Raw genomic sequence first — 12326 nt, 5'->3', positions numbered from 1 at the left:
CGGAATAATTTGTCGGCGGGCCTAATAAGCTTTTGTTCCTCAGCGAACGAGCCATATCGCCAGGAACATCGCGATGTAGGCTAGAAGGCCCAGGATAACGTGGAAGTACAAAAGAACCCTCTTCCACCTCGGCGAGAGAAAGTAGAGGGGGCCGGTGACGAGGGCCAGGGTCATGAGGGCGAAGCTGAGGTAGCCGAGCGTGTTGTGGTCAACCATGCCTCCCCACCGGAAAGACGTAGAGCGGAGCACCTTCAGTTCCAAGGAGCGAGGCAACCTCATCGTCGTGGAAAGCCCCAACAGCGACCGTTCCGAGGCCGAGGGCGGTTGCCTGAAGGTAGATGTTCTGGCCGATGTGGCCGGCCTCCATGTGAACGTATCTGATTCCCCTCTCACCGTAGACGTCAGTTGTCCTCTCGTAGAAGGCGACGAGAACGAGGTCAACGGGGGCGCTACCGACCCATTCCTGGTCGAGACAGGCCCTCTGGAGCTCCATCCGATAGTCACCGGGCTTTACCAGCTCAAGGGCGTGTTTCCCGGGGATGTAGCGGTAAATTCCGGGTTCAAGGCCCTCAACCTTACCAACGACGACGTAGACCTCGAAGGGATAAGTAGCGCCCGCACTCGGGGCCGAGCGGTAGCCCTTTGAACTCGTTATTCCCTGAGCAGACCAGAGGAGCTGGGAGAGCTCTTCAAGGGTTAGGGGCTCGTCACGGTAGGAGCGGACGCTCCTCCTCTTCGCTATCGCCTCCTCAACGCTCATCTCACCCCTTAAACGGGGCTCTGGAAGGGGCACAACCTCACCCGAGGCCGTCTCAACGGTCTCAAACCTCGGGCCCGGCTTGAAGATTAGCAGCAGCGGGAGAACGAGGGCCAGTGCCAGGGTCAGGTAGGCAACCTTCCGGAGCATGTGATTAGTTGGCACCCGAACTATTTATTCCTTCACCTCGAAGCGGAGAACCTCACCCTTCCGGACGAGGCCGATTCCGGCTTTCTTACCCAAAACCTCGATGATAACCGTGTAATCGGGCTCGCTCAGGTTGACCTTTAGATTATAGCGCTCGACGAGGAGCGAGCCAAGTTTGATTTCGAGCTCCCTCTGGGAGAGCCGTTTATTCCCGCGAACCCTGGCGCGGACGGCGAAGGTTCCGTCTATCGCTTTCCCCAGCTCAAGGACGGCCTTCTCTATCTCCTCCCACCTGGCCGGAACGAGCCTTTCGATGGGGATTACTCTCTGTATAGCCTGCGTCTCGAAGTTTTTGAGCCTTTGAAGGGCCTCGTCCTTTGGTAGGGGAGTTTCAGCGAGGAGGACGCCCCGCCAGTCCGTTCCTTTAACCCTCACCTTTCCCAGTGCCCACTCCAGTTCGAGTATCGCGTCGCCTTCCCTGCCGGGCGGTGCCGTTACGAGGAGAATCATTTCCGCTCACCGATGAACAGGTTTTTATATTGAAAGGCCTTAAACACTTCGGTGGGTGAAATGGAGGGTCTTAAGCTTTACCAGTCATACGAGGTTTACGGCCTCTCGGCCAATCCCTTTGAACAGCTCGCCAGCGAAGGAATAACCGACGTCGAGAGCATTCACGTTTATCAGGAGATAGACATGCGCCTCCAGATGATTGTTTCGGAGGTAATAGGCAACAAAAGCTCGATAGCGCTCAGCATCGTCGGGCCTCTTGGAATGGGTAAAACGCAGAGGCTCAAAACGCTCGCGAAGGCCATAGAGGAGAACAAAGGCAAAGCGATATATGTCAAAGTCGATACCAACGACATCCTCAAGCTCACGCGCGACATCTTCTACGCGCTGAAGCCCCCCAAGAGCAGGACGAACATATTTCTCGAAAACCTCAGCAGGAAGCTCGGATTCATCGACAGGCTTGAGAAGATGCTCAGCGACTCGAAGGAGTACAAGAGCAGGGACATCGCTGAACTCCTCGTCGAGCAGATGAGCAAGTATCCCTACTGCGCGCTCCTCCTGGACGAGCTGGAGAACATGCAGAGCGCAAGGGAGCACGAGAAGATTCAGTTCTTCGAGATGCTGAGGCACTTCATAAGCACGATGCCGAAGGGCTGTATCGTTGCCTTCGCCTGCGTTCCAGAAGCTTATGAGGAGTACACGAAGATATTCCCCGCCTTCTTCATGCGCCTCCACTACGAGTTCAAGCTCCGCCCGATGAGCCTTGACGAGACGTTTGAGCTCGTGAAGAAGAGGCTCAACCGCGTTCGCATAAGGGACACCGACGACCCGCTGTATCCCTTCACGGAGGAGGCGATAAGGTTAATCCACCAGCTCGGGAAGGGCAACCCGAGGCAGATTTTAAGACTCCTTCACTACGTCCTAAGCGAGTCCGCAAAGCACAAGTTCGACCCGATTGACGACTACGTCGTGACGACGATTCTCGAAGAACCGAAGAGCCTTGAGGAGTACCTCACGAGAATTCCGAAGGAGTACAAGGACCTGGTTGAGGCGATAGTGTTTGAGTTCAACGGCGGGCCGGTGAGCTACATACAGGTCGCCAAGGTCGTCAAGAAGCCGGGAATGCAGGTCTACGACAAGCTGAACGAGCTCATAAGGCTCGGCTTCCTCGTCGGCGACCCGAAGGGCAACTACAAGGTTCCAGACTACGTCAGAAAGTTTTTAGAGGAGGGGCAGGCGGAGAAGCTGAAGGGTGAGTGAGTTGCCGAACTACGATACCCACGTGCTCAGCGGAATAGTGACTTATCCAATAGCGGTGCTCATAGGGGAGCTCCTGAAAGTTTACGCCAAGCTACCGATTGAGCTAACCTCAACGGCGCTAATCCTTGGATATGCGTTCTACGTCCTGGGAAGCGATTTACCCGACATGGACCACCCGGACGCGCTGATTCACAGGGGCTCAAAGCCGATAGTCAGCGTCGCCGCCGGAAGCGCCGTCTTCCTATGGGCCAGGGGATTCGTTCACATGAACCCGGCGTGGCTCGACCCCGTCGTCTCGTGGGTCGCGGGTGCCCTGGCAGGGCTCGTAGCGTGGTACGCCTTCACGTGGCTCATGCCAAAGCACAGGGGAATCGTCCACTCGCTACTCTTCGCAGGAATCTACGGACTGCTCGCGTTCCTTTTGGTCGAGTACGGCCTCAAGATGTCAACTGGCGAGGGAATCTTCGTCGGTTTGAGTGCTTTCCTCGGCTACACCCTCCATCTAGCCCTCGACCGCTCGGTTAAGCTGGTTTAGTTTTACCCATCTTTGGGCAACAATGCTTTTAAATAACCCACTTTAGGAAAGCGCGGAGGTGGGAGAGATGTTCAGCCTTGGAGGATTCTCACGCGGTGGTGAGTACGAGAAGAAGCTCTGGGACGTCCTCATCATCGGAGCTGGCCCAGCGGGCTTTACGGCGGCGATATACGCCAAGCGCTTCGGCCTCGACACGCTGATTATCAGCAAGGACCTGGGCGGAAACATGGCCTTAACAGACCTCATAGAGAACTACCCCGGCTTCCCCGAGGGAATCAGCGGTTCGGAGCTGACCAACAGGATGCACGAGCAGGTCAAGAGGCTCGGCGTTGAGGTGGTCTTCGACGAGGTCGAGAGGATTGACCCCGCTGAATGCGCCTACTACGAGGGCCCGTGCAAGTTCACCGTGAAGACCAAGAACGGCAAGGAGTACCGCGGGAAGACGATAATCATAGCGGTCGGAGCCTCGCCGAGGAAGCTCAAGGTTCCGGGCGAGGAGGAGTTCACAGGAAGGGGAGTTTCCTACTGTGCAACGTGCGACGGCCCGCTCTTCAAGGGCAAGAAGGTCATCGTCGTCGGCGGTGGAAACACCGCTTTACAGGAGGCCCTCTACCTCAAGAGCATCGGCGTTGATGTAACGCTCGTCCACAGGCGCGACAAGTTCAGGGCCGACAAGATACTGCAGGACCGCTTCAGGGAGAGCGGGATTCCGGCGATACTCGACACCGTCGTCACCGAGATAATTGGAAAGGACAAGGTCGAGGCGGTGAGGCTGAAGAACGTCAAGACCGGCGAGGAGAAGGAGATGAAGGTCGATGGAGTCTTCATCTTCATCGGCTACGAGCCCAAAACGGATTTCGTCAAGCACCTCGGCATAACCGACGACTACGGCTACATCCCGGTGGACATGTACATGCGCACCAAGGTTCCGGGCATATTCGCGGCCGGCGACATAACCAACGTCTTCAAGCAGATTGCGGTCGCGGTCGGCCAGGGAGCGATAGCCGCTAATTCGGCCAAGGAGTTCCTTGAGAAGTGGGGAGAGAAGAACGGGGAGTGATTAGCCCTCCAGTTTCTTCTTTAGCTCTTCCTTCGTCAGGTAAACGATTTCGTTGGAATCGCCGATGATGTAGGGCTCTTTAATTTTCGTCATTGAACCGGAGTCTATTATTCCACATAGATAACCCAGGAATGTGAAAATTATCACATCTACAGTGTAATTATCTCCGGTCACCAATGTTATCGTCAAAAACACAATCAAGAAAAGAAAACACCTCCTCATTCAAACACCTCCAATTCACTATCTTCCTCATCGTCATCGAAGAGGAGGCTCTTATCCAGGCTCAAAGCCACGAGAAAAACCATCAAAATCCACCAGGGCAGAACCTTCAAAAACAGCCACAGACCTTCCACCAGGCCATCTCCCTTAAGGAGTGACTCAACAACGGTGAACATGAAAAGGTTCACGAACAGTAGGACCAGAAACATCCTGCCAAACTCCCTGCCATCGAAGCGCTTCTGACTTTCCCTTCTCACCACGCACTCACCGAAGTGAAACACTCACTCAAGTTTATTAACTTTGCTTCCCCGCTTCACCGGGAGCTTTCAGAATTCAACCTTCCAGGAAGCTTATCGAAAAACTTTCGGTCAAAGATGTTCATCCTTGAGCATAGAGTTATATAGTCGAACGTCGAGCTTCGCCCGGTGATGGACATGGTGGTTAGACCGAACGTTAAGGAACTCCCCGGGCCGAAGGCCAAGGAGATAATTGAAAGGAACTTCAAGTATCTCGCCACTACAACCCAGGACCCCGAGAACCTTCCGATAGTCATAGAGCGCGGTGAGGGAATAAGGGTTTACGACGTTGACGGAAACGTCTTCTACGACTTCGCGAGCGGTGTTGGAGTTATAAACGTCGGCCACGCCCACCCGCGCGTCGTCGAGGCGATAAAGAAGCAGGCCGAGAAGTTCACCCACTACTCGCTCACCGACTTCTTCTACGAGAACGCGGTTATCCTCGCAGAGAAGCTCATCGAGCTCGCTCCGGGTGACTTCGAGAAGAAAGTTGTCTACAGCAACAGCGGTGCCGAGGCCAACGAGGCCGCTATGAAGCTCGTCAAGTATGGAACCGGAAGGAAGCAGTTCTTGGCGTTTTACCACGCGTTCCACGGAAGGACCCAGGCCGTTCTGAGCCTTACCGCGAGCAAGTGGGTCCAGCAGGACGGCTTCTTCCCGACCATGCCGGGCGTTACTCACATACCCTACCCGAACCCCTACAGGAACACCTGGGGAATTGACGGCTACGACGAGCCCGATGAGCTCATAAACCGCGTTCTCGACTTCATAGAGGAGTACGTCTTCAGGCACGTTCCGCCCCACGAGATTGGCGCGATATTCTTCGAGCCGATACAGGGTGAAGGCGGCTACGTCGTCCCGCCGAAGAACTTCTTCAAGGAGCTCAAGAAGTTCGCCGACGAGTACGGAATACTCCTCGCCGACGACGAGGTTCAGATGGGCATAGGCAGGACCGGAAGGTTCTGGGCCATCGAGCACTTCGGAGTTGAGCCGGACCTCATCCAGTTCGGTAAGGCCATCGGCGGCGGACTTCCGTTGGCGGGTGTCGTCCACAGGAAGGATATAAGCTTCGACAAGCCCGGAAGGCACGCAACTACCTTCGGTGGCAACCCCGTTGCAATAGCGGCTGGAATAGAGGTCGTTGAGATTGTCAAGGAGCTCCTCCCGCACGTCCAGGAGGTCGGAGACTACCTCCACAAGATACTCGAGGAGTTCAAGGAGAACTACGAGGTTATAGGAGACGCGAGGGGTCTCGGTCTGGCCCAGGCCGTCGAGATTGTCAAGAACAAGGACACCAAGGAGAAGTACCCCGAGCTCAGGGATAGGATTGTCGGAGAGGCGGCGAAGCGCGGTCTCGTTCTCCTCGGCTGTGGCGACAACAGCATAAGGTTCATCCCGCCGCTGGTCGTCACCAAGGAAGAGATAGACGTCGCGATGGAGATATTCGAGGACGCCCTCAAGGCCGCCCTCAAGTGAAGTTTTTAACCCCTTTCCCCTTTTCTATTCCGGTGGTTGAATGGACGAGGCACTCGTTGAACTCTCAAGGTACGCGCCCTACGCCTTCGCGGTTGCAATAGGCCTGTTCGGACTCTACATTTGGCTCAACCGCGAGAAGTTCAGGAGCGTCAACGTTGTTGCCGTTGCAGGGATTTCAACGGCCCTCGTTGCCGTCGCCACGAAAGTGGTGAACATACCCGTGCCGGCAACGAACGGCTACTTAAACTTCGGTGACACGATGGTCATGTTCGTGGCAATGCTCTTCGGACCCGTTATAGGGGCCTTTGCCGGAGGCGTCGGCTCGGCGCTTGGAGACGTCATATCCGGCTATCCCGGATGGGCACCGATAACACTGGTTATCAAGGGCATTGAGGGTCTTGCCGTTGGCTACATATCCCAGAAGCTTGAGGGGACTGCAGGCCTCATAGTAGCAGGGACGATAGGTGGAATCCTAATGGTCTCCGGCTACTTCGTCTTCGAGTACTACGCCTTCGGTTTCGCCGCGGCGTACTCCGAGCTTCCAGTGAACCTTGTACAGGCGGTTACTGGAATAGTCGTCGGCACGGGGCTAGCAAACGCAATAAAGAAAAGGTATCCAGAAATCGAGAGCCTGCTTTAAACATCAAGCTTCTCTATTTCTTCCCAGACCCTTTTTTCTTCAAGGAACGGCTCAACAGAAATCCTGCGCGAAGCCTTCTTAATCTGACCAAGGTAGGCCGAGTCGGCGATAACCGCATCGTAGCCAAGCTCTTCTATGCGGTAAATCTTAAGCCCGAGACCCGTGAGGAAATCCTTGGAGTGCTCGATAAATCCCGGCCCCGCAAGCATGACGTCAGGGTTCATGCCATCGTTCTTAAGCTCCTCAATCGCCCTCAGGACGACTTCCCTGAGCTCGTTCATTTCGGGGCACCTTCCACAATTTTTACACCGCTCGATGTTCCAATCCTGCTGGCCCCGGCCTCAATCATCTCAACGGCCTGCTCGTAGGTTCTGATTCCGCCGGCCGCTTTAACGCCCATCTCGGAGCCGACGACCTTCCTCATCAGCCTGACGTCCTCAACCGTCGCTCCCCCGGTTCCGAAGCCGGTCGAGGTCTTCACGAAGTCCGCTCCGGCCTCTTTGGCCAGCTCACAGGCCTTGACCTTCTCCTCCTCGGTGAGGTAACAGGTCTCGATTATGACCTTGACCTTTGCCCCTCTCTCGTGGGCTACCTTGACGACCTCCTCTATGTCCCTCTTCACGTAGTCGTAGTCCCCATCCTTGAGAGCACCTATGTTGATGACCATGTCGAGCTCGTCGGCACCGTCCTCAAGGGCTTTCCTCGCCTCAAAGACCTTAACCTCCGTTGGAGTGGCCCCAAGCGGGAAGCCGATGACGCTCGCGACCTTGACGTCTACCTGCTTCTCGCGCAGGTAGTCCTTGGCGAGCTTGACGCGGTAGGGGTTAACGCAGACGGCGTAGAAGCCGTACTGAATCGCCTCATCGCAGAGCTTTATGATGTCCTCCCTTGTCGCGTAGGGCTTGAGGTTGGTATGGTCTATGTAGCGTGCAATCTCACGGGCGTCCATCAATGACCACCTAAAGTCGGTAGCTTGGAAGAACTATTTAGCGTTTTCTCTCCCCCGTTTGGAGAAAAACCCGAAGCATGGAGAATTTTCAAAGCGCATCCAGCTTTTTCAGCACCGATGTCAGCCGCTTTTCTATCTTAGGCTCCCCGAGGTCAGGTTTGACCTCTCCCCGAGCTATGGCCTCAAGAACCTTAACCGCGTTGTCCCAGTTCTCCTCCAGCGTTCTGCCCTTGGGAATGGGGTTCCTGAGGACGTGCCAGCGCCCGGTTTCCTCGGAGTAGACGAGAATCCTCGGAATGTAGTCGATGTCCATGAAGGTGTTGTCGAGGCTCAGCTCGATTCTAATGCCTTCGAGCTCGATGTAACCCTCCTCCCGGAGCTTCCTCTTCCAGTCCATGTTCCGGCCTCAACGGGGCAGTTTAAAAGCCCATCGCCAACTTTATATTTGGGGAAGGAAAAATATCACCCGAGGTGATTAGCATGGAGAACCCGTTCGAGATTACGGCGGTTATAGCGAGGGAAATCCTCGACAGCAGGGGAAACCCAACCGTTGAGGTCGAGGTTTACACCCCCGTCAGCATGGGACGTGCCGCGGTTCCAAGCGGTGCCTCAACCGGAACCCACGAAGCGGTCGAGCTCCGCGACGGCGGAAAGCGCTTCCACGGAAAGGGCGTCAGGAGGGCGGTTGAGAACGTCAACAAGATTATAGCACCAGAAATCATTGGAATGGACGTCACCTGGCAGAGGGACATTGACATGCTCATGATTGAGCTCGACGGTACCGAGAACAAGAGCAACCTCGGCGCCAACGCAATCCTCGGCGTTTCCCTGGCCGTTGCCAAGGCCGCCGCGAACGCCCTCGGGTTGCCCCTCTACCAGTACATCGGCGGAACCAACGCCTACGTCATGCCGGTTCCGATGAGCAACGTCATCAACGGAGGTGTGCATGCCGGCAACGAGCTGGACTTCCAGGAGTTCATGATAATGCCCGTTGGGGCTAAGAGCTTCCGCGAGGGAATAATGTGGGTCTCCGAGACCTACCACACCCTCAAGAAGGTCATAGCCGAGAAGTACGGCAAGAACGCCGTCAACGTCGGCGACGAGGGCGGCTTCGCCCCGCCACTCAAGGAGCCGAGCGAGGCCCTCGACCTCCTCACCGAGGCCATCGAGGAGACCGGCTACAAGGTCGGCGACGAGATAGCCTTCGCCCTCGACCCGGCCTCAAGCGAGTTCTACGACGAGAAGCTCGGCAAGTACGTCGTTGGTGGAAAGGAGTACGACCGCGGGGAGCTCCTTGAGCTCTACAAGGAACTCGTGAGCAAGTACCCGATAGTCTCGATTGAGGACCCGTTCCACGAGGAGGACTGGGAGGGCTTCGTCGAGATAACGAAGGAACTCGGAAGGAAGGTACAGATAGTCGGCGACGACCTCTTCGTCACCAACCCGAAGAGGATAAGGAAGGGCATCGAGCTCGGCGCGGCAAACGCGCTCCTCCTCAAGGTCAACCAGATTGGAACGCTGAGCGAGGCGATAGATGCAGCTTACACCGCCTTTAGGGCCGGCTATGGAGTCGTTGTCTCCCACAGGAGCGGAGAGACCGAGGACAGCACTATAGCCGACATAGCCGTTGCCATCAACGCCGGCCAGATAAAGACCGGCGCTCCAGCCAGAAGCGACAGGAACGCCAAGTACAACCAGCTCATCCGCATAGAGGAGGAGCTTGAAGGAGTGGCGATATATCCGGGCAGGAAGTTCCGCAACCCGTTCCTCTGATTACCTTTTCTTGCTTTTGCCATTTTCCCACAAACGTCCAGTTAGAGTTTTAACCCTCTCTTCTCATTCCATCCGGGTGCTTTGATGAGGGAAAGAAAGCTCAAAAGTATTCAAACCCTTCCTTCTCCTTTAAACACCGGAGGGAACTCCGCCCCCTACAACCCCCATGGGTGAGTTAAATGAAAAAACTAAAAATCTACATTCCTGGAGTTAAGTTTCCATCAATCTCTATCACCGGAAACTACTGCGCGCTCAACTGCGCCCACTGCGGGAGGCACTACCTCGAGGGCATGAAGAAGCCAACGCGAAAGGAGCTCCTGAACTTCTGCCTCGACCTTGAGCGCTCCGGCGGGCGGGGCTGTCTGCTGAGCGGGGGGATGGATTCACGCCTGAAGGTGCCGATTGACAAGTACGCGGACGAAGTGAGGGAAATTAAGAGGAGAACGAACCTGAAGCTCAACGCTCACGTCGGATTCATAGACGAGAGCGATTTGGAGTGGTTGAAATACGTTGATGTCGTCTCCCTCGACTTCGTCGGCGATGACGGCGTGATAAGGCGAGTTTACAGGATAGACAAAACCGTAGAAGATTACCTTCGCATAGTTGAACTTCTCACCGAGAACGGAATCCGCGTGGCGCCCCACATAACGATAGGCCTTGACTTCGGGAGAATCCACTGGGAGTACCAGGCAATTGACCTCCTCGCTCAGTACCCGATAGACGTCCTAGTGCTGGACGTTCTCATCCCGACGAAGGGGACGGAGATGGAAAACGTCCCGAAACCGGGCGTTGAGGAGAGCCTGAAGGTCGTCGAGTACGCGCGCGAGCGCTTTGACGGGGAGCTGAGCATAGGCTGCATGCGGCCAACGGGAAGATGGCGGGTGGAATTCGACAGGGGGGCGGTTCTGAAAGGAGTTGACAGATTGACGAATCCGCCGAGGAAGGTCATCGAGTGGGCAAAAACTGTCAGAGAAGTCGAGATAATCTACGAGTGCTGTGTTATGTAGGGCTCATCAAACCTCGCATCATCATAAATCAGAAAGGAGAACGCCAATCATCGCCCTAAAGCCTCAGAGCTCCTCTTTAACCGTAACGAAGGACACCATGGTTACCGTCTGACCGACACCCTTTATTTCCCTAAGCTTGTCAACGACGATTTTACCGACTTCCTCAGAGCTGGGGGCGCGGACCTTTATGAGAAGGTCCCACTCACCGGCTATTATGTGAACCTCGTAGACACCTTCGAGTGCCGCTATCCTCTCGGCGACCTGCCTCTGGGTCAAGCCGGAGTCGGGGTCGTATCTGGCGAGTATGAAGGCCGTCGTGCCCAGGTTGAGCTTCTTGTAGTTGGGCTTCACCGTGAACTTCTCTATTATGCCCTCGTCGAGAAGGCGCTTAATCCTGTAGTGGACCGTCGTCCTCGGTATTCCAAGCTTCTTACTGAGGCTCGCTATGTTCTCCCTCGCGTTCTCGCGCAGTTCCTTCAAAAGCCTAAGGTCGATGGCATCAAGGTTGCCCGTCATCGCGACCCCCTTCGTCACCTATTCAACTACAATCGCATGGGATTGATGAGAAGGCTTATTTAAAGGTTTTCCCTTAGCCATTGGGCAAAGGCCCTCAGCGCCCGTCCCCTGTGGGAGATTTCGTTCTTCTCCTCGGTTGTCATTTCGGCAAAGGTCTTATCGAATCCATCGGGCTTGAAGATTGGGTCAAAGCCGAAGCCGCCGCTTCCCCTCGGCTCGGTCGTTATCTCGCCGTCCACCCTTCCAGTGAAGATGTGAAGCTCGCCGTCCCAGTAGGCTATGACGCTCTTGAAGTAAGCTTTTCTGTTCGTCTCGCCCTCAAGGAGCTTGAGGATTCCGTTGTAGCCAAGGGTCTTGTAAACGTAGGCCGAGTAGACCCCGGGAAAGCCCTTGAGCGCCTCTACGAAGAGGCCCGAGTCGTCGAGGAAGAAGGGGCCCTCAATTCTCTCAGCCAGCCATTTCGCGCCGTATTCTGCAACCTCCTCAAGGGTGTCCGCCTGTATCTCAGGATACTCAAAGTGGAGCTGGTAGACCTCAACCCCAAGGGGCTCGAAGTACTTCCTGGCTTCCTCAACCTTGCCGAGGTTGGAGGTTATGAACGCCAGCCTCATGAGACCACCGGAGAAGAGAAGAAAAGAGGGGTTAAAAGGTTTAGTCGATGGTGTAGCCGATTTTCTGAACGAGCTCCCTGCGCTCCTTCCTCTGCTCCTCGGTCTCAATCTTGTTCGCGGCCTTGCCGTCAACCACTCCAAGGACGCTCCGTCCGAGGTCGGTCTCGGCAACGATGACCTGGAAGGGGTTCTCGCTTGCCCCGTAGACCATGGCCACCGCAGGGTGGTTCTTGACGGTGTTAAGAACGTTAATCGGAAAGGCGTTCCTCATTAGGATTACGAAGACGTGGCCCGCGCCGATTTTCACGGCGTTCTTCGCGGCTAGCTCTTCAAGCTCCTTGTCGTTTCCGGTGTAGCGGGTCAGCTGTGGTTTCGCCTCGTTCATGGCTATGCCGAACTTTATTCCCGGGACGGCCGTGAGAAGGGCCCTCGCGAGGTCATCAACGGTGAATATCGAGAAGTTACCCTGTCCGATTATGACTTCGACCCCCTCGGGTTTTTCAATGTCAACTACCTCTATCTTCACCATGGGCACCACCGGAAGAATTTAATACTCCAACGATATAACTTTTT

General features: G+C 55.5%; 17 protein-coding genes. 7 read left to right on the top strand and 10 right to left on the bottom strand.

The window, feature by feature from the left end:
- Nucleotides 1-39: 39 nt before the first annotated feature.
- The 3 genes from E3E30_RS08955 to E3E30_RS08945 are packed head-to-tail and all read right to left on the bottom strand — an operon-like array spanning nucleotide 40 to nucleotide 1414.
- Nucleotides 40-216 (bottom strand): hypothetical protein, encoded by a 177-nt coding sequence (locus E3E30_RS08955; RefSeq protein ID WP_167729289.1) that lies wholly within the window; start codon nucleotides 214-216, stop codon nucleotides 40-42.
- Nucleotides 209-907 carry a SagB/ThcOx family dehydrogenase gene (locus E3E30_RS08950; protein WP_167729288.1) on the bottom strand — a complete coding sequence of 233 codons (699 nt, stop codon included), beginning with the start codon at nucleotides 905-907 and terminating at the stop codon, nucleotides 209-211. Before E3E30_RS08950 ends, E3E30_RS08955 begins: the two co-directional genes overlap by 8 nt.
- A 24-nt stretch (nucleotides 908-931) precedes the next feature.
- Nucleotides 932-1414 (bottom strand): THUMP domain-containing protein, encoded by a 483-nt coding sequence (locus E3E30_RS08945; protein WP_167729287.1) that lies wholly within the window; start codon nucleotides 1412-1414, stop codon nucleotides 932-934.
- A 60-nt stretch (nucleotides 1415-1474) separates the two neighbouring features.
- Here E3E30_RS08945 and E3E30_RS08940 point away from each other — a divergent pair, with 60 nt between their 5' ends.
- The 3 genes from E3E30_RS08940 (at nucleotide 1475) to trxB (ending at nucleotide 4266) form a co-directional block, all read left to right on the top strand.
- Complete coding sequence (locus E3E30_RS08940) at nucleotides 1475-2671, top strand: ATP-binding protein (protein ID WP_042692191.1); 1197 nt, start codon at nucleotides 1475-1477, stop codon at nucleotides 2669-2671.
- Nucleotide 2672: 1 nt separating this feature from the next.
- Nucleotides 2673-3206: a metal-dependent hydrolase gene (locus E3E30_RS08935; protein WP_167729405.1), complete on the top strand. Its 534-nt coding sequence runs from the start codon at nucleotides 2673-2675 to the stop codon at nucleotides 3204-3206.
- Between the two features lie 67 nt (nucleotides 3207-3273).
- Nucleotides 3274-4266 carry a thioredoxin-disulfide reductase gene (gene trxB, locus E3E30_RS08930; RefSeq protein ID WP_042692185.1) on the top strand — a complete coding sequence of 331 codons (993 nt, stop codon included), beginning with the start codon at nucleotides 3274-3276 and terminating at the stop codon, nucleotides 4264-4266.
- A 218-nt stretch (nucleotides 4267-4484) separates the two neighbouring features.
- Here trxB and E3E30_RS08925 read toward each other — a convergent pair whose 3' ends face one another.
- Nucleotides 4485-4745, bottom strand: a complete 261-nt coding sequence (locus E3E30_RS08925) for a hypothetical protein (RefSeq protein WP_167729286.1) — start codon at nucleotides 4743-4745, stop codon at nucleotides 4485-4487.
- Between the two features lie 174 nt (nucleotides 4746-4919).
- Between E3E30_RS08925 and E3E30_RS08920 the strand changes: the two genes are divergently transcribed.
- On the top strand, nucleotides 4920-6257 hold the full coding sequence (locus tag E3E30_RS08920; RefSeq protein WP_167729404.1) for an ornithine aminotransferase: 1338 nt from the start codon (nucleotides 4920-4922) through the stop codon (nucleotides 6255-6257).
- A 40-nt stretch (nucleotides 6258-6297) separates the two neighbouring features.
- Nucleotides 6298-6897 (top strand): ECF transporter S component, encoded by a 600-nt coding sequence (locus tag E3E30_RS08915; RefSeq protein ID WP_167729285.1) that lies wholly within the window; start codon nucleotides 6298-6300, stop codon nucleotides 6895-6897.
- Here the strand turns inward: E3E30_RS08915 and E3E30_RS08910 are convergent.
- From E3E30_RS08910 to E3E30_RS08900, 3 genes are all read right to left on the bottom strand, one after another.
- On the bottom strand, nucleotides 6894-7178 hold the full coding sequence (locus tag E3E30_RS08910; RefSeq protein ID WP_042692177.1) for a family 4B encapsulin nanocompartment shell protein: 285 nt from the start codon (nucleotides 7176-7178) through the stop codon (nucleotides 6894-6896). The two genes, E3E30_RS08915 and E3E30_RS08910, sit on opposite strands and share 4 nt — an antisense overlap.
- Nucleotides 7175-7846, bottom strand: a complete 672-nt coding sequence (gene deoC / locus E3E30_RS08905) for a deoxyribose-phosphate aldolase (RefSeq protein ID WP_167729284.1) — start codon at nucleotides 7844-7846, stop codon at nucleotides 7175-7177. Before deoC ends, E3E30_RS08910 begins: the two co-directional genes overlap by 4 nt.
- A gap of 88 nt (nucleotides 7847-7934) precedes the next feature.
- A complete protein-coding gene (locus tag E3E30_RS08900) occupies nucleotides 7935-8243 on the bottom strand; it encodes a hypothetical protein (protein ID WP_042692170.1) in 309 nt (102 codons plus the stop codon).
- Between the two features lie 83 nt (nucleotides 8244-8326).
- On the opposite strand from E3E30_RS08900, the gene eno reads away from it, so the two are divergent.
- Nucleotides 8327-9619: a phosphopyruvate hydratase gene (gene eno, locus E3E30_RS08895; RefSeq protein ID WP_167729403.1), complete on the top strand. Its 1293-nt coding sequence runs from the start codon at nucleotides 8327-8329 to the stop codon at nucleotides 9617-9619.
- A 179-nt stretch (nucleotides 9620-9798) separates the two neighbouring features.
- Complete coding sequence (locus tag E3E30_RS08890) at nucleotides 9799-10626, top strand: radical SAM protein (RefSeq protein ID WP_167729283.1); 828 nt, start codon at nucleotides 9799-9801, stop codon at nucleotides 10624-10626.
- Between the two features lie 63 nt (nucleotides 10627-10689).
- Here the strand turns inward: E3E30_RS08890 and E3E30_RS08885 are convergent, their stop codons facing one another.
- Genes E3E30_RS08885 through E3E30_RS08875 form a run of 3 tightly spaced genes read right to left on the bottom strand, consistent with a single transcriptional unit; the run spans nucleotide 10690 to nucleotide 12282 of the window.
- On the bottom strand, nucleotides 10690-11142 hold the full coding sequence (locus E3E30_RS08885) for an Lrp/AsnC family transcriptional regulator (protein WP_042692165.1): 453 nt from the start codon (nucleotides 11140-11142) through the stop codon (nucleotides 10690-10692).
- A 59-nt stretch (nucleotides 11143-11201) separates the two neighbouring features.
- Nucleotides 11202-11753: an XTP/dITP diphosphatase gene (locus E3E30_RS08880; RefSeq protein WP_042692163.1), complete on the bottom strand. Its 552-nt coding sequence runs from the start codon at nucleotides 11751-11753 to the stop codon at nucleotides 11202-11204.
- A 40-nt stretch (nucleotides 11754-11793) separates the two neighbouring features.
- Entirely contained in the window at nucleotides 11794-12282 is a 489-nt protein-coding gene (locus E3E30_RS08875; RefSeq protein WP_042692162.1) for an adenosine-specific kinase, read from the bottom strand.
- Nucleotides 12283-12326: the final 44 nt, after the last annotated feature.

Source organism: Thermococcus sp. 9N3 (genome assembly GCF_012027685.1).
In the GTDB taxonomy this organism is placed as follows: Archaea; Methanobacteriota_B; Thermococci; order Thermococcales; family Thermococcaceae; genus Thermococcus; species Thermococcus nautili.
Note: the sequence above shows the minus strand (reverse complement) of the source record. Positions and strands in the feature narration are given on the sequence as shown.